The sequence below is a fragment of the Streptococcus infantis genome (assembly GCF_047460875.1).
In the GTDB taxonomy this organism is placed as follows: Bacteria; Bacillota; Bacilli; order Lactobacillales; family Streptococcaceae; genus Streptococcus; species Streptococcus infantis_AA.
Map to the genome: position 1 here is coordinate 37,366 of NZ_JASHFI010000008.1, position 20,494 is coordinate 57,859.

26 protein-coding genes are annotated in these 20,494 nt (G+C 40.9%); 4 read left to right on the plus strand and 22 right to left on the minus strand.

Annotation, left to right across the window (positions count from 1 at the left end; all coding sequences use genetic code 11):
• Positions 1–11 precede the first annotated feature (11 nt).
• From fabD to QM887_RS06350, 6 genes are all read right to left on the minus strand, one after another.
• Positions 12–932 carry an ACP S-malonyltransferase gene (gene fabD / locus QM887_RS06325; RefSeq protein WP_414271013.1) on the minus strand — a complete coding sequence of 307 codons (921 nt, stop codon included), beginning with the start codon at positions 930–932 and terminating at the stop codon, positions 12–14.
• Positions 925–1,899: an enoyl-[acyl-carrier-protein] reductase FabK gene (gene fabK / locus QM887_RS06330; protein ID WP_036756899.1), complete on the minus strand. Its 975-nt coding sequence runs from the start codon at positions 1,897–1,899 to the stop codon at positions 925–927. Before fabK ends, fabD begins: the two co-directional genes overlap by 8 nt.
• A 116-nt stretch (positions 1,900–2,015) precedes the next feature.
• Entirely contained in the window at positions 2,016–2,240 is a 225-nt protein-coding gene (locus QM887_RS06335; protein WP_000257840.1) for an acyl carrier protein, read from the minus strand.
• A gap of 57 nt (positions 2,241–2,297) precedes the next feature.
• Positions 2,298–3,272 (minus strand): beta-ketoacyl-ACP synthase III, encoded by a 975-nt coding sequence (locus QM887_RS06340; protein WP_006151802.1) that lies wholly within the window; start codon positions 3,270–3,272, stop codon positions 2,298–2,300.
• Positions 3,272–3,706: a MarR family winged helix-turn-helix transcriptional regulator gene (locus QM887_RS06345; RefSeq protein ID WP_004251873.1), complete on the minus strand. Its 435-nt coding sequence runs from the start codon at positions 3,704–3,706 to the stop codon at positions 3,272–3,274. The genes QM887_RS06340 and QM887_RS06345 overlap by 1 nt, the downstream gene beginning before the upstream one ends.
• A gap of 91 nt (positions 3,707–3,797) precedes the next feature.
• Positions 3,798–4,583 (minus strand): enoyl-CoA hydratase, encoded by a 786-nt coding sequence (locus tag QM887_RS06350; protein WP_414271014.1) that lies wholly within the window; start codon positions 4,581–4,583, stop codon positions 3,798–3,800.
• Between the two features lie 201 nt (positions 4,584–4,784).
• On the opposite strand from QM887_RS06350, the gene QM887_RS06355 reads away from it, so the two are divergent.
• The 4 genes from QM887_RS06355 (at position 4,785) to serS (ending at position 8,538) form a co-directional block, all read left to right on the plus strand.
• The gene (locus QM887_RS06355) at positions 4,785–5,171 is read left to right on the plus strand and encodes a hypothetical protein (RefSeq protein WP_414271015.1); all 387 of its coding nucleotides are present in this window, start codon (positions 4,785–4,787) and stop codon (positions 5,169–5,171) included.
• Between the two features lie 140 nt (positions 5,172–5,311).
• Positions 5,312–6,676: an aspartate kinase gene (locus QM887_RS06360; protein ID WP_414271016.1), complete on the plus strand. Its 1,365-nt coding sequence runs from the start codon at positions 5,312–5,314 to the stop codon at positions 6,674–6,676.
• Between the two features lie 2 nt (positions 6,677–6,678).
• Positions 6,679–7,050, plus strand: coding sequence for a DUF956 family protein (locus tag QM887_RS06365; protein WP_070460172.1), 372 nt, complete (start codon positions 6,679–6,681; stop codon positions 7,048–7,050).
• Positions 7,051–7,263: 213 nt separating this feature from the next.
• On the plus strand, positions 7,264–8,538 hold the full coding sequence (serS, locus tag QM887_RS06370) for a serine--tRNA ligase (RefSeq protein WP_414271017.1): 1,275 nt from the start codon (positions 7,264–7,266) through the stop codon (positions 8,536–8,538).
• Positions 8,539–8,637: 99 nt separating this feature from the next.
• Here serS and groL read toward each other — a convergent pair whose 3' ends face one another.
• The 16 genes from groL to rnpM form a co-directional block, all read right to left on the minus strand.
• Positions 8,638–10,257, minus strand: coding sequence for a chaperonin GroEL (gene groL, locus QM887_RS06375; RefSeq protein WP_414271018.1), 1,620 nt, complete (start codon positions 10,255–10,257; stop codon positions 8,638–8,640).
• A 15-nt stretch (positions 10,258–10,272) separates the two neighbouring features.
• A complete protein-coding gene (gene groES, locus QM887_RS06380) occupies positions 10,273–10,557 on the minus strand; it encodes a co-chaperone GroES (protein ID WP_049504255.1) in 285 nt (94 codons plus the stop codon).
• A gap of 154 nt (positions 10,558–10,711) precedes the next feature.
• Positions 10,712–11,107, minus strand: a complete 396-nt coding sequence (locus QM887_RS06385; protein ID WP_049504256.1) for a single-stranded DNA-binding protein — start codon at positions 11,105–11,107, stop codon at positions 10,712–10,714.
• 76 nt (positions 11,108–11,183) lie between these two features.
• Entirely contained in the window at positions 11,184–11,945 is a 762-nt protein-coding gene (locus tag QM887_RS06390) for an SDR family NAD(P)-dependent oxidoreductase (RefSeq protein WP_414271019.1), read from the minus strand.
• A gap of 30 nt (positions 11,946–11,975) precedes the next feature.
• A complete protein-coding gene (gene ytpR / locus QM887_RS06395; protein WP_414271020.1) occupies positions 11,976–12,602 on the minus strand; it encodes a YtpR family tRNA-binding protein in 627 nt (208 codons plus the stop codon).
• 13 nt (positions 12,603–12,615) lie between these two features.
• Positions 12,616–12,933 (minus strand): thioredoxin family protein, encoded by a 318-nt coding sequence (locus QM887_RS06400; RefSeq protein WP_414271021.1) that lies wholly within the window; start codon positions 12,931–12,933, stop codon positions 12,616–12,618.
• Entirely contained in the window at positions 12,930–13,220 is a 291-nt protein-coding gene (locus tag QM887_RS06405; RefSeq protein WP_414271022.1) for a DUF4651 domain-containing protein, read from the minus strand. The genes QM887_RS06400 and QM887_RS06405 overlap by 4 nt, the downstream gene beginning before the upstream one ends.
• A gap of 75 nt (positions 13,221–13,295) precedes the next feature.
• Complete coding sequence (locus tag QM887_RS06410; RefSeq protein ID WP_414271023.1) at positions 13,296–13,550, minus strand: DUF1912 family protein; 255 nt, start codon at positions 13,548–13,550, stop codon at positions 13,296–13,298.
• A 9-nt stretch (positions 13,551–13,559) separates the two neighbouring features.
• The gene (locus QM887_RS06415) at positions 13,560–14,894 is read right to left on the minus strand and encodes a DUF438 domain-containing protein (RefSeq protein ID WP_414271024.1); all 1,335 of its coding nucleotides are present in this window, start codon (positions 14,892–14,894) and stop codon (positions 13,560–13,562) included.
• Entirely contained in the window at positions 14,894–15,127 is a 234-nt protein-coding gene (locus tag QM887_RS06420) for a DUF1858 domain-containing protein (RefSeq protein ID WP_414271025.1), read from the minus strand. Before QM887_RS06420 ends, QM887_RS06415 begins: the two co-directional genes overlap by 1 nt.
• Before the next feature lie 328 nt (positions 15,128–15,455).
• Complete coding sequence (locus QM887_RS06425) at positions 15,456–15,638, minus strand: hypothetical protein (protein WP_414271026.1); 183 nt, start codon at positions 15,636–15,638, stop codon at positions 15,456–15,458.
• 1 nt (position 15,639) lies between these two features.
• Positions 15,640–16,419: a hypothetical protein gene (locus QM887_RS06430; RefSeq protein WP_414271027.1), complete on the minus strand. Its 780-nt coding sequence runs from the start codon at positions 16,417–16,419 to the stop codon at positions 15,640–15,642.
• Positions 16,420–16,578: 159 nt separating this feature from the next.
• Positions 16,579–16,929 (minus strand): 30S ribosome-binding factor RbfA, encoded by a 351-nt coding sequence (gene rbfA / locus QM887_RS06435; RefSeq protein WP_049494957.1) that lies wholly within the window; start codon positions 16,927–16,929, stop codon positions 16,579–16,581.
• Positions 16,930–17,096: 167 nt separating this feature from the next.
• On the minus strand, positions 17,097–19,889 hold the full coding sequence (gene infB / locus QM887_RS06440; RefSeq protein WP_414271028.1) for a translation initiation factor IF-2: 2,793 nt from the start codon (positions 19,887–19,889) through the stop codon (positions 17,097–17,099).
• 16 nt (positions 19,890–19,905) lie between these two features.
• A complete protein-coding gene (locus QM887_RS06445; protein WP_049530127.1) occupies positions 19,906–20,205 on the minus strand; it encodes a YlxQ-related RNA-binding protein in 300 nt (99 codons plus the stop codon).
• The gene (gene rnpM / locus QM887_RS06450) at positions 20,198–20,491 is read right to left on the minus strand and encodes an RNase P modulator RnpM (protein WP_414271029.1); all 294 of its coding nucleotides are present in this window, start codon (positions 20,489–20,491) and stop codon (positions 20,198–20,200) included. The genes QM887_RS06445 and rnpM overlap by 8 nt, the downstream gene beginning before the upstream one ends.
• Positions 20,492–20,494: the final 3 nt, after the last annotated feature.

The following is a 20,494-nucleotide window of genomic DNA, read 5'->3' on the forward strand; positions in this document are numbered from 1 at the left end:
ACCATTTTGGTCTAATTTTCTAAGAGTGCTTGTAAACTTGCTTGATCTTCCACATTTGCAAGTTGAGCAGTTTTATCAATCTTTTTAACAAATCCTGACAAGACTTTCCCAGGACCGATCTCGATAAAACGCGTCACACCAGCTTCTTGCATAACTGCAATGCTTTCATAGAAACGCACAGGTTCCTTAACTTGACGAGTCAAGAGCTCTGCAATTCGTTCTTTTTCCATGACTTTTGCTTCTGTATTACCGACAAGTGGATAAGCAAAGTCATTAAACTCAACATCTTCTAGGACTTGAGCTAATTTTTGACTAGCAGATTCCAATAAAGCTGTATGGAAAGGTCCAGAAACATTTAGCGGAATTAAGCGTTTTGCTCCTGCTTCTTGCAAGAGTTCAACTGCACGATCCACAGCAACCACCTCACCACCAATAACAATTTGGCTTGGGGTATTGTAGTTAGCTGGAGTCACAACGCCAAGTTGAGAAGCTTCTTGACAAGCTTGTTCAATAACTTCAACTGGAGTATTGAGTACGGCTACCATTTTACCAGACCCTGCAGGTGCCGCTTCTTCCATATAAGCACCACGTTTAGCAACTAGAGCCACCGCATCTTCAAAATCCAAGGCACCACTAGCTACAAGGGCAGAATATTCACCAAGAGACAGGCCTGCCACTATATCTGGTTGGTAACCTTTCTCCTTTAGTAATCGGTAAATGGCAACGGATGTAGCCAAAATAGCTGGTTGTGTGTAACGAGTCTGATTTAGCTTCGTTTCATCGTTATCAATCAAGTCACGAAGATCATAACCTAAGACTTGGCTAGCTTGGTCGATTGTTTCCTTGACGATAGCATATTGGTCGTATAGTTCACGTCCCATTCCAAGGTACTGGGCTCCTTGACCTGCAAATAGAAAGGCTGTTTTAGTCATTTCTTGTAACTCCTGCCCAACGAGCGGCTTCTTTTTGAATTTTCTCAGCTGCACCATAGTAGATATCTTTTAAGATTTCTTCAACTGTTTCTTCTTTAGATACCAAACCTGCAATCTGACCGGCCATTACTGAACCGCCATCTACATCACCATGGACAACAGCCTTGGCCAAAGCTCCTGCACCCATTTGTTCAAAGATTTCTAAGTCTGGATTTTCTTGTTTAAAGGCATCTTTTTCAGCTTGCTCGAAATCACGAGTCAATTGATTTTTGATGGCACGAACTGCGTGACCAAAATGTTGTGCTGAAATAGTTGTATCAATATCACGAGCTTTTAAAATCTTAGCTTTGTAGTTTGGATGAGCATTTGATTCTTTAGCAACTACAAAACGAGTTCCTACTTGCACAGCTTCCGCACCAAGCATAAATCCAGCAGCAGCTCCCTCACCGTCTGCGATACCACCTGCAGCGATAACAGGAATTGAAACAGCCGCCGCAACTTGACGAACCAAGGTCATGGTTGTTAATTTACCAATGTGTCCACCGGCTTCCATACCTTCACAAATGACAGCATCTGCACCGATTTTTTCCATACGTTTAGCCAAAGCTACGCTAGGAACTACAGGAATAACAGTGATTCCTGCTTCATGAAATCGCTCCATATATTTACTTGGGTTTCCTGCACCAGTTGTGACTACCTTAACCCCTTCTTCAATAACGAGGTCAACAATATCATCTACAAATGGAGACAGAAGCATAATGTTAACACCAAAAGGTTTATCTGTTAAAGATTTAATCTTATCGATGTTGGCTTTAACCACTTCTTTAGGTGCGTTTCCTCCACCAATGATTCCGAGACCACCAGCTTTTGAAACAGAGCCAGCCAAATCGCCATCTGCTACCCAGGCCATTCCACCTTGGAAGATAGGATATTTAATATTTAATAATTCAGTGATACGTGTTTTCATATTGCCTCCATAAGTCTTGCTTACGTAATAGTTCGACTTCATTATAATTTGACGGTCAAACTATTACCTAAACAAGAGGGAGCGGGTCTCCCCTACTCCTTCTTTATCTATTCTAATTATTTAGTTTGCTCTTCAACGTAAGCAACCAAGTCGCCAACTGTTTTCAAGTTGTCTTCAGCTTCGATTTGGATATCAAAAGCGTCTTCGATTTCTGAGATTACTTGGAACAAGTCCAATGAATCTGCATCCAAATCATCAAAAGTAGATTCAAGTGTTACTTCTGATGCATCTTTTCCAAGTTCTTCAACGATAATTTCTTGTACTTTTTCAAATACTGCCATGATAGACTCCTTTAAAATAAATAGTTTTTTATAACAATGTGATCACCACATGATTACCTAAATTGTAACAATAAGTGTGCCCCATGTCAAACCTCCACCGAAACCTGACAAGAGAATTTTTTGGCTACCATCCAAATGGATGAGCCCTTCTTCTACACACTCAGAAAGTAAAATCGGGATACTTGCCGCACTAGTATTTCCATACTTCATCATATTAGCAGGAAGCTTGTCACGATCGACACCGATTTTTTTAGCCATCTTATCTAAAATTCGAATATTCGCTTGATGAAGCAAGAGATAATCGAGTTCATCTGCTGATATTGGACTTTTTTCGATGGTCTGTTTAATAGATTTAGCCACGTCTCGAATTGCAAAGTCAAAAACTGCTCTCCCATCCATTTTCAAGAAAACATCTGGTTCTTCTTGAATCGAAAATGGTGAAATCAATCCTGTCTGTCCATAAGTGAGACACTCACCACGAGAACCATCGCTATTGAGACTTTCAGCTAAGAAATGTTTTTGGTCACTTGCCTCAAGTAGTACACCACCAGCTCCATCTCCGAACAAGACAGCTGTTGAGCGGTCAGACCAATCCAAAGATTTTGACATGGTCTCACTACCGATAACCAACCCCTTACGATATGTTCCTGAAGAAATGAACTTTTCTGCAGTCGATAGGGCAAAAACAAACCCACTACAAGCAGCTGTTAAATCATAGGCAAAAGCCTTATGAGCGCCAATCTTTGCCTGAACACGAGCTGCGGTTGAGGGCATCATTGAGTCAGGTGTCATCGTCGCTATAATGATGAAATCTAGCTCTTCAGCAGAAATCCCTGCCTTCTCTAGAAGTTGTTTTGCAACCTCTGTAGCCAAATCTCCTGTTGATTCTGTCTTGGAAATATGGCGTTCTTTAATCCCTGTCCGACTTGAAATCCATTCATCACTCGTATCCATGACCTGAGCCAAGTCTTCGTTAGTGATAATCTGCTCTGGAGCATAATGAGCGACCTGGCTTATTTTTGCAAAAGCCATTACTTCAAATCCTCCAAAAAGTGATAAAGATTAGTTAACCCTTTTCCCATAACTTCAATCTCTTCAGGACTCATGCCCTCGATAATTCTTTCGACCATGGCCTTATGGAAACGTTTATGAAGACGGTGAACGAGACGACCTTTCTTTGTCAAATGCAGATGTACTACACGACGATCTTGATCTGAACGGATACGTTCGATGTATCCTTTTCTCTCCAAATTGTTTAAACTCGTTGTCACAGTCCCTAGAGTTACCATCAACTCTTTGGAAACTTGACTCGGAGTCACTTCTGGATACTTACCGATAACATCAATCGTGTGCATTTCTTTGATAGAGATGTCTTTGAAACGACTACCTCGCAAACTTACTTCCTCGATCACTAGGACGTTGTTAAAAATTGATGTTAAATAATCATTGACTTGTTGGTAGTCCATTTCTCTTCCCTCCTTTATCAAAAAAAGTTTAATAATCAAAACATTTGACAAGAAAAGTATATCAAACTTCAAAGAATAGTGCAAGTATTTTTTATTTCCCGATAAATTTTGGACGTCTTCTTTCAGAATGTGCACGAACACCTTCTTTAAAATCTTCGGTATAAGATAGAGTTTCCTGTAGCTCCAGTTCCAATTTGGCATATTCATGCCACTGCTTAAACTCGCTCTCCCAGACCAATTTCTTAATGGCTGCGTAAGAGTTAGTAGAGCCTCTTCTCAACTTCTTCAATAGTTGCTCTCTTGTCTTTTCCAGTTGCTCACTAGCACACAGACGATAGACAGCTCCTGCTTCTAAAGCCTTCTCAGCTGTAAAAGCTTCACCGGTCATAGCAAGTTGCGTTGCCCGAGTTGCACCAAGTGATCGTGTAAGCAAGAATAAACCTCCCGCGTCTGGAGCCAAGCCCACACCTACAAAGGCCTGGATAAATTTAGCTTTGTCAGAAGCAATACAGAAATCAACTGCCAAAGCCATATTAGCTGCTGCCCCAGCAACTGCTCCATCCACCTCCATAATGACTGGTTTAGGAATTTGTTTAATCTTATAGGAAATCGTATTTACCAACTCCGCAATTTGGGTAAGGGAGGCAATATCATCCTCATCTACAGCACGTTTCATTTCTACTAAATCCCCTCCAACGGAGAAGACTTTGCCGGCAGCATTAATGAGAACAAACGAAACCGAAGCATCTTTTTCAGCTAATTCCAATGCTTCTAGAATTTCTTGACACATAGGAATATGAAAACCATTGGCCACCTCAGGACGATTTAAAGTTAGTATCGCTAAATCGTCTTGAACTTGATAGAGAATATGATCCATAGGCACTCCTTTCAATTTACAACGAAGATTAAATTATTTTATTTTCAAATTATATCTTTTTCTGGATTTTAAAACAAGAGAAAAATCGACCGAAAGTGTCTCGGCCGATTTTAAAATGATTAGTATTCTTAACATGAATTATTTGAATTAAATAATTTATTATGATATTATTTATATAACAAATTAAAAAGGAGAAAACTCATGTATAAAAATTTAGCTAGTATTGCTAAAACTATTGTGGATCTATCAAACAAAAGAGATGCTCAGAAACAAGTGAGTAATACTCTTAAATTAGTATCTCTTTCTGACTTTGAAATTTCGAAGGAATTTATTGAATTTTCAAATCAAATGGAAGAAGTTCTTATGAATTTGAATCTTGATGAAATTTTAGCACTTCAAGCCATCATGTATTTAGGTCGTGATAAAATTTCTGAAAAAAAATCTCCTGATGAAATCTTTTTCTCACGCTTAAAAATGGTAAAATCATTGAGTCACGATCCTAAAGAAATAGAAATACGTTACATGATTGAAAAACCTTTAGGCGAGTACTTCACAGAAGGATATAGAATCCTCGGTATTAACCTATAAATCAAATTTAGAACTTATCTGCAGTGCGTTTTAGGACAAACTGCTTTTTATTTTATATTATAAAGCTCACTCTTTTTCTTCATTGAAAAAAGCCCCTCTTTCTGCTATAATCGTATAAAATACTTACTTTAGGAGTTCTTATGAAGGTTGTAAAATTTGGTGGAAGCTCACTTGCCTCTGCTAGTCAGTTAGAAAAAGTTCTAAACATTGTAAAAAGTGACCCTGAACGTCGTTTCGTAGTTGTATCTGCTCCAGGCAAACGTGACGCCGAGGATACTAAGGTGACAGATGCCTTAATTAAATACTACCGCGACTATGTAGCTGGTAACGATATCAGTAAACGTCAAAACTGGATTATTGATCGTTATGCTGCCATGGTTAGTGAGCTAAAACTCAAACCCACAGTTCTAGAAAAAATCTCAAAAAGCATCCGTGCTCTTGCAACTCTTCCAATTGAAGACAATGAATTTCTCTACGATACCTTCTTAGCAGCGGGAGAAAATAATAACGCCAAGTTGATTGCAGCCTACTTTAACCAAAATGGCTTGGAAGCACGTTATGTCCATCCTAGAGAAGCTGGTATCGTCGTTACGAGCGAACCTGGAAATGCGCGAATCATCCCATCAAGTTATGATAAAATCGAGGAATTGACAAATTCAACTGAAGTTCTTGTTATCCCTGGTTTCTTCGGTGTTACTAAAGAAGATCAAATTTGTACCTTCTCACGTGGGGGATCAGATATTACTGGTTCTATCATTGCTGCTGGTGTCAAGGCTGACCTCTATGAAAACTTTACTGATGTAGATGGAATCTTTGCAGCTCACCCTGGTATTATCCATAAGCCACACTCTATCCCAGAATTGACCTACCGTGAAATGCGTGAATTGGCCTATGCAGGATTCTCTGTACTACACGATGAAGCACTTCTACCAGCCTACCGTGGGAAAATTCCTCTGGTTATCAAAAATACCAACAATCCTGAGCATCCAGGTACTCGTATCGTTCTAAAACACAGTAGTGATGAATTTCCAGTTGTAGGAATTGCTGGGGATTCTGGCTTTGTCAGCATTAATATGTCTAAGTATTTAATGAACCGCGAAATCGGTTTTGGTCGTAAAGTTCTTCAGATTCTTGAGGACCTTAATATTGGTTGGGAACACATGCCAACTGGTATCGATGACCTGTCTATCATTTTACGTTCACGAGAATTGACTCCGATTAAGGAAGAAGAAATCCTTCGTCAATTAGTCCATAAAGCAGAAGTAGACCACGCTGAAATCGAACACGACCTCTCTATCATTATGATTGTTGGGGAAAAAATGAAGCGTCATATCGGGGTAACTGCTACAGCCACTCGTGCCTTATCTGAGAACAACATCAACATCCAAATGATGTCACAAGGTTCTAGTGAAGTTTCTATCATGTTTGTTGTCCATAAAGATCAAGAAAAAGCTGCTCTTAAAGCTCTCTACCAAGCATTTTTCGGTGAAAATAAGGAAGACTAAATATGGCACAATCCCTCAACAAGGTCGTCGACTTGCAAACAACTGGAACTTCCTATCTCTCCATTACAGGAAAGGTTGGAAAATTTCTGGTCGGAGATCATGCCCTAGAATTTTACGCAGACCGTAATGTCGAGGACTATATTCAAATTCCATGGTCCAGCGTTAACCAAATTGGAGCCAATGTTTCAGGTCGCAAGGTTAGTCGGCATTTTGAAGTCTTTACAGATCAAGGAAAATTTCTCTTCGCCTCAAAAGACTCTGGAAAAATCCTTAAGATTGCTCGTGAAAAATTGGGAAATGACAAGGTAGTCAAACTTCCTACCTTAGTCCAAATCATTGGTCGAAAAATTAAAAATCTATTTGCAAAAAAATAAAAAGTTTAGTATAATCATAGCAACGGATAAGTAGGTTACTTCCTTCTTTCAGAAAGTCTGCGGATGCTGCGAGCAGATAGAAGATTTAATTGAAATTCTACCGTTGTTTTAAATCAAATACAGAATCAAGTGCACACCTGTGAAGTTGGATGGAACCGTGGCCCTGCCACTCCAACGCTTTGTCAGGTGTGCTTTTTTCATAAAGGAGTTTATATGTTAGATATCAAACGTATTCGTACAGACTTTGATGCTGTCGCTGAAAAACTAGCTACACGTGGTGTAGATGCTGCTATCTTGAATGAGATGAAAGAAATCGACGCAAAACGTCGTGACATCTTAGTCAAGGTTGAAACCCTTAAGGCTGAGCGTAACACAGTTTCTGCTGAAATTGCCCAAGCTAAGCGCAACAAGGAAAATGCAGACGACAAGATTGCAGCTATGCAAACCCTCTCTGCCGAGGTAAAAGCTCTTGATGCTGAGTTGGCGGAGATTGATGCTAAATTGACAGAATTTACCACTACTCTTCCAAACATCCCTGCTGACAGTGTTCCTATTGGAGCAGACGAAGACGATAACGTAGAAGTTCGCCGTTGGGGAACTCCTCGTGAGTTTGACTTTGAACCAAAAGCCCACTGGGATCTTGGTGAAGACCTCGGTATCCTTGACTGGGAACGCGGTGGAAAGGTAACTGGAGCGCGCTTCCTATTCTACAAAGGACTTGGGGCTCGTTTGGAACGTGCTATCTACAACTTTATGTTGGATGAGCATGGAAAGGAAGGTTATACTGAAGTCATCACACCTTACATGGTTAACCATGATTCTATGTTTGGTACAGGACAATATCCAAAATTCAAAGAAGATACGTTTGAATTGAAAGATACGAACTACGTCCTCATTCCTACCGCTGAAGTTCCTCTAACTAACTACTACCGTGATGAAATCCTTGACGGAAAAGACTTGCCAATCTACTTTACTGCTATGAGTCCATCTTTCCGTTCTGAAGCTGGTTCTGCTGGTCGCGATACTCGTGGTTTGATTCGTTTGCACCAATTCCACAAGGTAGAAATGGTGAAATTTGCCAAGCCTGAAGAGTCATACGAAGAACTAGAAAAGATGACAGCCAACGCTGAAAACATTCTTCAAAAACTAAACTTGCCATACCGTGTAGTTGCTCTTTCTACAGGAGATATGGGCTTCTCAGCTGCTAAGACTTACGACTTGGAAGTTTGGATCCCAGCACAAAATACCTACCGAGAAATCTCAAGCTGTTCAAATACAGAAGATTTCCAAGCACGTCGTGCACAAATTCGTTACCGTGATGAAGCAGATGGTAAGGTTAAACTTCTACATACCTTGAATGGTTCTGGACTTGCTGTTGGACGTACTGTCGCTGCTATTCTTGAAAACTATCAAAATGCTGATGGTTCTGTAACTATTCCAGAAGTCCTTCGTCCATACATGGGTGGAGCTGAAGTCATCAAACCATAATATTTTCAGATAAAAAAAGAGGAAGCTCAGCTCCCTCTTTTTAAGTGATACAAAAGAAACAGGTAGAAATCATGATTTCCACCTGTTTTTATTTATTTCTTAGTAACCACCCATCATAGATGGATCCATAGCTGGAGCTGGTGCTACCGGTTCTGGCTTATTAGCCACAACGGCTTCTGTTGTCAAGATAAGACTTGCTACTGAAGCTGCGTTTTGAAGGGCTGAACGGCTAACCTTAACAGGATCGATAATTCCTGCTTCAATCATGTTAACCCATTCACCTGTTGCAGCGTTGAAGCCTGTACCAGCTTCTGCATTTTTCAAACGATCAATAACAATTGAACCTTCATAACCTGCATTGTAAGCGATTTGACGTACAGGTTCTTCCAAGGCACGAAGAACAATGTTGCGTCCTGTTGCTTCATCACCTTCTAACTCCAAGGCCGCAACAGCAGAGATAACATTAACAAGGGCAGTACCACCACCTGCAACGATTCCTTCTTCTACTGCTGCACGAGTAGCGTTAAGAGCATCTTCGATGCGGAGTTTCATTTCTTTCAATTCTGTTTCTGTTGCAGCACCAACCTTGATGACTGCTACCCCACCTGACAATTTAGCCAAGCGTTCTTGGAGTTTTTCACGATCAAATTCTGAAGTTGTTGTTTCAATTTGAGACTTGATGACAGCTACACGATTAGCAATTGCTTCAGGATTACCTGCACCTTCTACAATGACTGTACTGTCTTTATCAACAGACACTTTAGCTGCTTGACCAAGCGCTTCGATAGTAGCATCTTTCAATTCAAGACCAAGATCTTCTGTGATAACAGTTCCACCTGTCAAAATTGCGATGTCTTCCAACATAGCTTTGCGTCGGTCACCAAATCCTGGTGCCTTAACAGCTACTACATTGAAAGTTCCACGAATCTTATTCAAAACAAGAGTTGGAAGAGCTTCACCGTCAACGTCATCAGCAATAATCAAGAGTGGACGACTGCTTTGTAGAATGCTTTCTAGCAGTGGCAAGATTTCTTGGATATTTGAAATTTTCTTGTCAGTGATTAAAATGTATGGATTTTCAAGGTCAGCAACCATTTTTTCATTGTCAGTGACCATGTACTGCGATAGATACCCACGGTCAAATTGCATTCCTTCTACGACTTCAAGCTCTGTTTCCATACCACGTGATTCTTCAATGGTGATAACTCCGTCTTTACCAACTTTTTCCATGGCTTCAGAGATGTACTCACCTACTTTTTCAGAACGAGAGGATACAGCAGCAACCTGGGCGATAGCTTCTTTATTGGCTACTGGAATAGCATTGTTCTTCAAGGCTTCTACAGCTGTAGCAACCGCTGCTTCAATCCCTCGACGAATACCGATTGGATTTGCTCCTGCTGTAACGTTTTTGATTCCTTCACGAACGATTGCCTGTGTCAAGACTGTTGCAGTAGTTGTCCCGTCACCAGCGATATCATTGGTTTTAGAAGCCACTTCTGACACCAATTTGGCCCCCATATTTTCAAAATGGTCTTCTAGTTCGATTTCTTTAGCGATTGTCACACCGTCGTTGGTAATCAATGGTGAACCGAATGATTTTTCAAGAACAACGTTACGTCCTTTAGGCCCTAAGGTTACTTTAACTGTATCAGCTAGGATATCAACGCCACGGACCATAGCTGAACGTGCATCAGATGAAAATTTAATCTCTTTTGACATACTTATTTACTCCTCTTATTCTTCAACGATTGCCAAGATGCTAGCCTCACCTACGATGAGGTATTTTTCATCCCCATCTTTGACCTCGATACCTGCATGAGCTTCGACTAAAACTTGATCTCCAACTTTTACACTTGGAGCGACTAGTTCACCGCTCAAGGTACGAACACCTTGTCCAGTAGCCACTACTGTAGCTGTTTTCGTTTCTTCTTGAGCTGATTTTGCGAGGACAAATCCCCCAACAGTTTGTTCTTTTTCTTCAATTTTTAAGACCACACGGTCTCCTAATGGTTTCAACATCTGTTTTCCTCCATAATTCAATCATATTATTAGCACTCTTTGTACACGAGTGCTAAACCATATTTCTATTGTATCACTTGGTCAAAAATAGTCAAGAAAAAAGTCTGATTTATAGCATAAAAAGAGTTGAGAAAACTCTCAAACTCTTGTCATTTTAAAATGGAAGTTCCTCCTCTTCCAAGACCAGGTCTACCAAATCTTGTCCTGCATTATTTTCACGCATAGCACGTTGGGCACGGCTTTCTAAGAGTTGGAAACCTGTACAGAGAACTTCTGTTACATAGTTGGTCTGTCCATTCTTCTCAAACTTACGGGTACGAAGTTCCCCATCCACAGAAATGAGACTACCTTTGCTTCCATAACTAGCCAAGGTTTCAGCCAATTTGCCCCAGACCACAATATTGATGAAGTCTGCTTCACGTTCCCCATTTTGATCTTTATAACGGCGATTCACTGCGATAGTTGCTCGTGCAACGGACTTGTCATTGTTGGTTTTGTGCAATTCTGGTGTAGACGTTAAACGTCCAATCATAATAACTTTATTATACATTTTTTCATCCTCCTACTTATCTATTCGAAGGTAAAAGAAAAAAGTTACAAAATTTGTAACTTTTTTAAAAGTAATGTTATTCTCTATGAATCATAAATCCAGTGGCCTGTTGATTAGCCATGATGGTCATATCTGTGATTTGTACACGTCGTGGTTGACTGGTTACATAGACAACAGCATCTGCGATATCTTGCGCCTGTAAGGCTTCAAGTCCCTGATAGACCGTCACCGCCCGTGCCTCATCTCCATGGAAACGGACCTTAGAAAAGTCAGTCTCTACAATACCAGGCTGAATAGTTGTCACCTTGATATCTGTAGCTATGGTGTCAATCCGAATCCCATCTGAAAAAGTTTTGACTGCAGCCTTGGTTGCTGAATAGACTGCTGCACCAGCGTAGGCGTAAATACCTGCGGTTGAACCCATATTAATGATATGGCCTTGATTAGCTGCTACCATGGAAGGCAAAAGACAGCGCGTAACTGCCATCAAACCCTTGACATTGGTATCCAGCATGGTCAACATATCCAACTCTTCATAGTCCTGATAAGGAGCTAAGCCTAAAGCAAGTCCAGCGTTATTAACCAAGATATCAATCGAACCTACTGTTTCAAGAATTTCTGAACAAACAGTCTTTACCATGCTCATATCTGTAACATCTAACGGAAAGGTCCAGATTTTTTGATTTGGAAAGGCTTCTGAAAACTCGTTTTTTAAGACCTCGAGTCTTTCTATTCGACGCCCTGTAAGAACGATATTTTCACCTTTTTCTAGATAGGCACGCGCAATAGCTTCACCAATACCTGATGTTGCACCTGTTATCACAACATTTTTTGCCATTCTTACTTTCTCCTATCTAACTTAACAAATTTAAGCTGTCCAGTGTTTTGCTGGGTCAAATGGTGTTCCGACAACTTGGTCTTCTGACAATTCAATGACGCCACGCTTTTGTGGAGCATTTGGTAAGGCAAGTTCACGAGGACTGCACATCATCCCAAAACTCTTTTCACCACGAAGTTCCCCTGGGAAAATGAGATTCCCTTTTGGCATCATAGCTCCTGGAAGAGCAACAATGGTTTTTAAACCGACACGCGCATTAGGAGCTCCTGCAACGATTTGCACTGTCTTATCACTCGCAACTGCCACTTGGCAGATATTGAGGTGATCACTATCTGGATGTGCCACCATCTCTACGATTTCACCAACGACAAATTTCGGTTCCTTGTCATTGATAATCTTTTCGGTAAAATCTTGAACTTGCAATTCTTGGTTCAAACGAGCTACTTGGTCGTCTGTCAAAAATATTTGGCCACGTTCCTCAATTTCGAATAAGCTAGAAACTTCAAAAATATTCCAAGCAACAGTTTCACCAGTTTCCTTTAGGAAAACACGCGCTACATTGCCTTTACGCTCAACATCTAGTTTGGCATCGCCACTGTTTTTCACGATGACCATAAGGACATCACCGACATGTTCTTTGTTATATGTAAAAATCATTCTTTCTTTTCTCCTATTTTAATTCTGCTAAAAAGTCGTTTATTTGTGCCTTGGTTTTACGGTCACGATTGACAAAGCGTCCAATCTCCTTGCCCTTATCTAAGACAACAAGACTTGGAATCCCGTAAACATCCCACAGCTTAGCCAAGTCCATGTATTGATCTCTATCTACGATGACAAAGGTAAATTCTGGATTTGCTTCTTCAATCTCTGGCAGAGATGGGTAGATATAACGACAATCGCCACACCAGTCTGCAACAAAAAGGAAGACCTTCTTCCCATCCTGTTCTACTAGATTTGCTAATTCTTCTAAACTGTTAGGTGAAATCATAAGACTTCCTCCTCATAGATGAGATTTTCATCTTCATAGACAAAGGTATAATGTCGCCCATCTTCAAACATGACACCACCAACGAGACGCTCTAAGCTACTTTCGTAGACTTGGACATAGAGAGTCGCAATTTCACCCATCTCTGAAAAGGAGTCACGCACAATAGCGGTCAATTCTTCCTGCGTTTTCATGAGTTTATGGTCATCAGCTACTTTCTTAGCTCCAAAAGCAAGTGCTCCGAGGCCGATTATGGCAAGACCTGCCTTAAAAATATTTTTCGTTTTCATGCTAACATTGTAACACAAAAAGGCTCAAGGAACAATGAAAAAGGGAGTCTCACTCCCCTTTCTAGTCTCTAAAAATTAATAATTTCTTTCGCCAAACAAACCTTCTGGTAAATCATGGAATCCCTTGCCTGCCTTGAAGTTTTCAAATTTACCTAGTAAGAACTGGTAGGCGTCCAAGCGACTCTCGTAGCGAATCATGGCATCTTTAGCGCGCTCATCCTGATCTTCTTCATAGACCTTTTGACTTTCCTTGTGTGCCATATCGTTAATCATGATTTGGGTATTAATCCAGGCTTCAAATTCCTTCATAAATTCTTGCTCGTAACTCATTTTTTCTCCTTATTCTAATCCACGGAAAAAGTCTGTATCAATCTCACGGTAGGGTTGGATGTCCTGAACATATTCCAAGACTCCTTGAAATTCCCCATTTTCATCATGTACTGCAGCGTAGGTAACATGGACAAACTTACCTCGTGACTCGGACTTGAACCACATCTCGTACTTGTCTTTTTTCCCCTCACGAAGACCTTGCATAATCGTTTTGACTTTATCCAAATATTTTGGCGGGTGGCAGAGTTCGACATTTCGTCCAACTTGAGACGGTGTCCTCTTGAAAATCATCTCATCTGCTGGCGTATTATCGTTATAATACTGGAAGATATCATCCTTATTAACAAAGGTAATCTCCATCGGCAGGTGGTTGAGGATAAGATTAGCTTGTTCAACTGAAAGATAGCCATTTCCAAAAGCCTGCTGACTATTTCGGTCCATCACTTCTTCCTTTTCCTTAGGGGTAAAGGTAATGGTAAACTGCCCTTCTGGCGTATCGATAACTTGCTGGACTTGCCCCTCTGCCGTTTCTAGTTGTACAGGCTCCTCTGCACTCTTTTCCTCAACAAAACTCTGACGTTCTGGCACCCATTTTTCTGACGGACGGATGATGGCATAACCATAGGCATCGCTTTCCTCAGCAATCTGAATCCAATCATCTTGAGAAAAAGACTCCAGAAGAATCATGAGCAAAATAGATTCTTCCTTAAAAATCATACTTTCAAACTCTGTCGCAAAAGCTTCAAAAGCTTCCTTTACAGCGGAAATTGGCACTTCTGGGAGCGACTTAGTTGCCACTAAGGCTGTTTGAAAGAGATCCCTAATCTGATCATCCACTCCCCACATAACTTTGGGAGGTGAATCATGGCCATAACGTTCCATGATAGGAAAGAAGAGCTCTTCCTTGCGCTGGTAGTGAATATCAAATTGACCAACAAGACCCATCTGACGCACCAATCCCTTACGCATCTCCGCCAGCATTTCCTCGTCTTCCATAGACTCATAAGTGTCTAACAATCTTCGAACACGAATCAAAGCAGCACGGAGAGCTAGATTTTCATCCTTAAAGACTCGCACAGGGTGACCAGGATGCTCGGTATCCTCAACTTCAACGCCCTTAACAGCATTTTTAAAAAGATTAGCATGGACATCACAAAGCTCCATAACATCTTCAAAGGTTACGCCTGAGTCAGAGTTCATTAACTCGTGTTCCATGAGGGAAATCTCAATAGCCGATACACCTGTAAAGGTCGCATCAAAACGTTCCTGAACGGACTCCGGAGAGGCACCGTTATGCAATTCTAATAAAATATCCCGTAGGATATGAATACGTTCATCTGCCATTAGTCTAATCCAATCACTTCGTAACCATTTGCTTTAAGCGTGCGCACAATCTTATCCATAGGAGTCCCCTCAAGTTTTGAACCTTGCTTGAGCGATACTTTTCGTCCGACTGTATTTCGCATCAAAGGATTAGCAAGTGGTTTGAAGCCAAGCTCAACTAGAATATCTAAAACTTCTGGATGCTTGTCCACTACTTCTGCAACTGGAACTGACACATCAATAATATTATCCATCATAACCTCCAATTAATTCTCACACTGATTTTTCTTTTTTTTATTATACCACAAGGGTTTGGATAAAAAAACTAGCAGTACAAGTCTTGCTAGTTTATTTCTTATAAAATCATTTTTTCTGTTTATGTCGACTCTTCCTAGTGATAACACAAAACTTTGATGTATTCTTGGTATGATTATTAGAGAAGCTTGAAAAACCAGTCTAATATCTTAAAAAGAATCTTGTAAAATAATAATTGGAGAGCGAAAGAGATTAGGAACCATAGTATTTTTATCAGACCAACAATTGGTGTTATAAAAAGAAGAGTGAAAAGCCTCCAAAGAAATTTCATTCTTTATCCTCCGGTTTCATCAACCAAGTCGCTGTATCCATTATTTTTTCAGCCAGAAATAATTTCCCCAAGCCAACTATAATGTTATCATCTTTCTTCATGGTTTCTGCAACTTTTAAAGCTTGTTTTGTGAGAAAATAATTACCATAGGTTTTTGCCAACACTTTTATGATTCCCATGTCATTCTCCTTCGATGATTTCCACTTCTTTTCGGATAGTGGCAACATCTCTTTGATATTGTGCTTCATCGTAGTTAATCAATTTGGACAATTCTTTTTGCAATCTTTCTCCCATGGGTTTCATAGTCGCAAAGGTTAAACCACCTGATAGGACTCCACCTAAGATAGGAATAACTTTCCCCATCCCCTTAGCCAATCCTCCCTTGGTCAGATTCACTCCAAAGATTTTCAGAACTTTTTCCAAAATTGGATACCAAAGAGGCTTTGTCAAAGCCTTTTTGTTTACGATTTTCATCACTTGCTTAGCAACTGTAACACCACCAGAACGAAGGAGAGCGCCCGCACCATTTACTCCCAACATCACTCCCAGATAGAGCAAGAGCGTATTTTTGGCTTCTTCACTCAGCTCATTTCGTGAAGCCCAAAGATCATCATAGCCGTAAATATAGCCTAGCTCCTGAGCTAGTTTCAGTGAAAATGCGTAAAACTGGGCTACATCTGCTGGTATAGTAACCGCCATGGCAAGACCGCCAGGTAATCCAGCCAAAACAGATGTCCCACTTGCTAGCAAAACATTATCTTTAATACAGGCATTGGCCACTCGATCTAAGGTTTCCTGAGGTAATAAAGCTGTCGGCCCTTCTTCCAATAATCTAGGAATATCCTTTGAAGCCACTTCCTTAGAGAATTTGTCCATTAAAAATTTTGACCGGTTCACTTTGACGACAGGAAGTTTTACTACCTGTTGCAACACTTGCATCGCCACATCTTCTTTAGCCATCTCTATCTCCATTTTTCATTCATATCAAGCTTTATCTTATCATATTTATGGAATAAATGATATTTTCAAGATTAATTTTCTTGATTTCTACTCATCTAATCTGACTAGAGCATGACCTACTTATAGACACACAAAAAAGAGGGTTACCCCTCTTTCTTCTTAGTTTTTATCCAGATTGCGTAGCATCTCGTCAATCTTGTTTCCATATTCGATGGATTCGTCTTTGACGAAAGTTAAGTCTGGAATTTTGTATAATTTCAAATTGTGACCAAGTTCACGTTTGATAGTACCAGTTGCTTTTTCAAGTCCGACTTGAGCTTTTTGATTATCTGAAGCAAGGTTACTCAAAATAGTGTAGTAAACCTTAGCCATAGATAAGTCTCCTAGCATCTGAACATCAGTGATGGTCACACCTTGGACACGCGGGTCACGGACTTTCTTTTGCAAAATCTCATTGACTTCGCGCTTGATCTCCATGCCCACACGATCCGTGCGGAAATGATTTGCCATATTTCTTCCTTTCTCTCAATTGAACCAAAAGCTAGGCCAGCAGACCTAGCTTTGTCTAGTAGATAGAGGAACTAGAGCCATTTGAATCTAGGAAACAAGCCTTAGATAGAACTACGGGTTCATCAAGGCGCTGTTGACGACGAGTCAAATCGGCTATCGTTTCTCTATTATCGTTTGATTTCTTCCATGATGTAGGCTTCAATCACATCATCCATCTTAAGATCATTGTAGCCGTCAATCATGAGACCACCTTCACGGCCGTTTGTAACTTCTTTAACGTCATCTTTATAGTGTTTCAAGCTAGCTAGAGCGCCATCGTAAATAACAACACCATCACGGATAACACGGACTTTAGAGTCACGGGTAACTTTACCGCTGGTAACCATGAATCCTCCGATTGTTCCCACTTTAGATACCTTGAAGGTTTCGCGGATGATCGCTTCACCAATAACTTTTTCTTTAAATTCTGGGTCAAGCATCCCTTTCATGGCTTCTTCCATCTCTTCGATCACCTTGTAGATGATGCTGTGGAGACGGATTTCTACATCGTCTGCTTCTGCTTGTTGACGAGCTTGTGGTGTAGGACGTACGTTGAAACCAACGATAAAGGCATTTGAAGCCTCGGCAAGAGTCACGTCAGATTCGTTGATGGCACCGACAGCTGCATGGACGATAGTAACTTTCACGCCCTCAACATCAATTTTTTGAAGTGAGGCAGAAAGTGCTTCAACAGAACCTTGTACGTCTGCTTTGATAATGACGTTAACTGACTTGAGTTCGCCAGCTTTAAGGGTATCAAAGAGATTTTCAAGGCTGACACGTTGTGTAGCTTGACGTTGCTTCATAAGAGCACGTTTAGCACGTTCTTCACCAGCTGCACGAGCTGATTTTTCATCTTCATAAACGGCAAAGTGGTCACCCGCCATTGGCGCTTCGTTCAAACCAGTGATCGATACTGGTGTTGATGGTCCTGCAACCTTCACACGACGTCCAAGGTCGTTGGTCATGGCACGGACACGTCCGAAGGTATTTCCGACAACGATTGGATCTTGAACGTTCAAAGTACCTTGTTGAACAAGGAGGGTTGCAACTGCACCTTTTCCTTTATCCAAACGAGCTTCAATAACAGTACCAATGGCACGAACTGTTGGATCTGCTTTGAGTTCTTGGATTTCAGCCACAAGTAGAACAGTTTCCAAGAGTTCATCGATATTTTGGTTGAATTTAGCTGAGATTTCAACAAACTCAGAATCGCCACCCCAAGCTGTTGACATAACACCATGTTCAGCCAATTCACCGATAACACGTTCTGGATTAGCACCTGGTTTATCAATCTTGTTAATGGCAACGATGATTGGAACATTCGCCGCTTTTGAGTGGTTAATGGCTTCGATAGTTTGAGGCATTACCCCGTCATCTGCCGCTACGACCAAGATAGTAATATCGGTAACAGAGGCACCACGCGCACGCATTGAGGTAAAGGCCGCGTGTCCTGGTGTATCAAGGAAGGTAATCTTCTTGCCATTTTCAACGATTTGGTAGGCACCGATATGCTGAGTGATTCCACCTGCTTCACCTGTCGCAACACGAGAGTTACGAAGGGTATCTAGGAGTGTTGTCTTACCATGGTCAACGTGTCCCATGATGGTAACAACTGGTGGACGCTCTACAAGTTCATCTTCATTGAGATAACCATCTTCAGCGAAGAAACGTTCGATATCAGCATTGTCCACTTCAACCTTTTGTTTAGCATCAATACCGTAATCTACCATGAGGAGTTCGATTGTTTCACCGTCTAAGGACTGGTTTTGTGTCGCCATCACGCCCATCATGAAGAGTTTCTTAACAATCTCAGCTGGTTCGCGCTTGATACGTTTTGCAATTTCCGCGACGGTCATACCATCTGTATATTCAAATTCTGTTGGCAATTCATGGAACTTACGCTCTGTAACAGGTTTTGGTGCCTGACTACGGTTGTTTTTGTTATTGCCTTTTTTATTCTTTTTGTTATTGTTCCAGTTACTATTTCTTTGATTTCTCACTTGATTTTGACTACTTCGATTCTTTTGTTGTTTTCTAGGACCATCTTCTTCGTGATCAAAATCGTCACGTTCTTTGTCTGGTCGGGCTTGTTTCTTACGACGTGTATCCACTACAGGTTCTTTAGCTGCAGGAGCTACTTCAACCACTGGTTGAACTTGCTGTACTTGTTCAGCCAATTTAGCAGCTTCTTCAAAGATTTCCTCAGGTTCCTTGCGTTTGTTTGCTTGGGCCAAGGCTTCTTTAGCTGCTTGAGTTTGCTTGAAGCGTTCCTCACTTGAACGAGCATATTCTGCATTTTGCTCTGCCTTTAGAGCAGCTGCACGGGCTTTAAAGTCAATGCGAGGGCCTGCTTGATTTGGACGTTTGTCCTCTTGCTGGCGGCGATCATTTCCGCGATTTTGCTGACCTTGTTGTTTTTTACCTTGATCATTGAATCGACGGTTGTCACGATTGCCTTGACCTTGTTTACCACCATTACGGTTATCATTTTTTTGACGATTCCCATTTTGTTGATGGTCACGGTTATTGCCCTTATTTTGCTTGCGTCGTTCAGCCTGCTCTTTTGCACGAGCTTCACGCTCAGCCTTAAAGTTTCGACTCTGCGGTTTTACTGGCGCCACTCTTTCTTCTTTAGGGGCAACCGCTGCTGCTGGTTTTACCTCTTCCTTAGCCACAGCTGGTTTAGCTGGCTCAGATTTTTCGGCTTTCTTTTCTGTACTTGCTTTTGGTTCTGCAGCTTTTGCTTCTACTTTCGAAGCAGCAGACTTAAAGCTGGCAGCTATTTTTGCAGCGATAGCTTCTTCCACACTTGATGAGTGGCTTTTCACATCCAAACCCAACTCTTTTGCACGCGCTACAACTTCCTTACTTTCTTTTCCAAGTTCTTTTGCGATTTCGTACAATCTTTTCTTAGACAAATCATGTCCTCCTCTTCTATTCCATAAGAGACCTCATTTTCTTTGTAAATCCAGCATCTGTCACAGCCAAAACCTTTCTTGATTTTCCGACTGCTATGCTTAATTCCAGTGTTGAAAACACGGTAATAACTTCTACTTGATAATAATGACTTTTATCCTGAATCTTCTTGGTCAGGTTGGGAGCGGCATCATGAGCTAGAAATACTAGCTTTACTTTCTGGTCTTGAATGGCCTTGACAACCATTTCTTCACCCGAGATGATTTTCCCTGCTCTTTGAGCAAGTCCCAAGAGATTGGTAATTTTTTGTTTATTCAAGTCCTAACTCTCTTCTTTTCACTTTGTGATTGACATAGGCAATCAACTCGTCATAAAAGCTTTCTTCAACTTCCATACTAAAGCTACGGTTAAAGACTTTTTTCTTTTTAGCCTCTAGGGCTTCTGCATTGTCTAGCTTGATATAAGCGCCCCGACCATTAGCCTTACCTGTCGGGTCAATAAAGACCTGCCCTTCTTTGTTCTTGACAATACGGAGTAAATCTCGCTTATCAATCACTTCATTAGAAACAACAGACTTGCGCAAAGGGATTTTTCTCGTTTTCATCTT

What these genes read in the sequence shown, in the direction of transcription:
- fabD (WP_414271013.1), bottom strand. Translation starts at nt 932, where the DNA reads ATGACTAAAACAGCCTTTCTATTTGCAGGTCAAGGAGCCCAGTACCTT.
- fabK (WP_036756899.1), bottom strand. Translation starts at nt 1,899, where the DNA reads ATGAAAACACGTATCACTGAATTATTAAATATTAAATATCCTATCTTC.
- QM887_RS06335 (WP_000257840.1), bottom strand. Translation starts at nt 2,240, where the DNA reads ATGGCAGTATTTGAAAAAGTACAAGAAATTATCGTTGAAGAACTTGGA.
- QM887_RS06340 (WP_006151802.1), bottom strand. Translation starts at nt 3,272, where the DNA reads ATGGCTTTTGCAAAAATAAGCCAGGTCGCTCATTATGCTCCAGAGCAG.
- QM887_RS06345 (WP_004251873.1), bottom strand. Translation starts at nt 3,706, where the DNA reads ATGGACTACCAACAAGTCAATGATTATTTAACATCAATTTTTAACAAC.
- QM887_RS06350 (WP_414271014.1), bottom strand. Translation starts at nt 4,583, where the DNA reads ATGGATCATATTCTCTATCAAGTTCAAGACGATTTAGCGATACTAACT.
- QM887_RS06355 (WP_414271015.1), top strand. Translation starts at nt 4,785, where the DNA reads ATGTATAAAAATTTAGCTAGTATTGCTAAAACTATTGTGGATCTATCA.
- QM887_RS06360 (WP_414271016.1), top strand. Translation starts at nt 5,312, where the DNA reads ATGAAGGTTGTAAAATTTGGTGGAAGCTCACTTGCCTCTGCTAGTCAG.
- QM887_RS06365 (WP_070460172.1), top strand. Translation starts at nt 6,679, where the DNA reads ATGGCACAATCCCTCAACAAGGTCGTCGACTTGCAAACAACTGGAACT.
- serS (WP_414271017.1), top strand. Translation starts at nt 7,264, where the DNA reads ATGTTAGATATCAAACGTATTCGTACAGACTTTGATGCTGTCGCTGAA.
- groL (WP_414271018.1), bottom strand. Translation starts at nt 10,257, where the DNA reads ATGTCAAAAGAGATTAAATTTTCATCTGATGCACGTTCAGCTATGGTC.
- groES (WP_049504255.1), bottom strand. Translation starts at nt 10,557, where the DNA reads ATGTTGAAACCATTAGGAGACCGTGTGGTCTTAAAAATTGAAGAAAAA.
- QM887_RS06385 (WP_049504256.1), bottom strand. Translation starts at nt 11,107, where the DNA reads ATGTATAATAAAGTTATTATGATTGGACGTTTAACGTCTACACCAGAA.
- QM887_RS06390 (WP_414271019.1), bottom strand. Translation starts at nt 11,945, where the DNA reads ATGGCAAAAAATGTTGTGATAACAGGTGCAACATCAGGTATTGGTGAA.
- ytpR (WP_414271020.1), bottom strand. Translation starts at nt 12,602, where the DNA reads ATGATTTTTACATATAACAAAGAACATGTCGGTGATGTCCTTATGGTC.
- QM887_RS06400 (WP_414271021.1), bottom strand. Translation starts at nt 12,933, where the DNA reads ATGATTTCACCTAACAGTTTAGAAGAATTAGCAAATCTAGTAGAACAG.
- QM887_RS06405 (WP_414271022.1), bottom strand. Translation starts at nt 13,220, where the DNA reads ATGAAAACGAAAAATATTTTTAAGGCAGGTCTTGCCATAATCGGCCTC.
- QM887_RS06410 (WP_414271023.1), bottom strand. Translation starts at nt 13,550, where the DNA reads ATGAGTTACGAGCAAGAATTTATGAAGGAATTTGAAGCCTGGATTAAT.
- QM887_RS06415 (WP_414271024.1), bottom strand. Translation starts at nt 14,894, where the DNA reads ATGGCAGATGAACGTATTCATATCCTACGGGATATTTTATTAGAATTG.
- QM887_RS06420 (WP_414271025.1), bottom strand. Translation starts at nt 15,127, where the DNA reads ATGGATAATATTATTGATGTGTCAGTTCCAGTTGCAGAAGTAGTGGAC.
- QM887_RS06425 (WP_414271026.1), bottom strand. Translation starts at nt 15,638, where the DNA reads ATGGGAATCATAAAAGTGTTGGCAAAAACCTATGGTAATTATTTTCTC.
- QM887_RS06430 (WP_414271027.1), bottom strand. Translation starts at nt 16,419, where the DNA reads ATGGCTAAAGAAGATGTGGCGATGCAAGTGTTGCAACAGGTAGTAAAA.
- rbfA (WP_049494957.1), bottom strand. Translation starts at nt 16,929, where the DNA reads ATGGCAAATCATTTCCGCACGGATCGTGTGGGCATGGAGATCAAGCGC.
- rnpM (WP_414271029.1), bottom strand. Translation starts at nt 20,491, where the DNA reads ATGAAAACGAGAAAAATCCCTTTGCGCAAGTCTGTTGTTTCTAATGAA.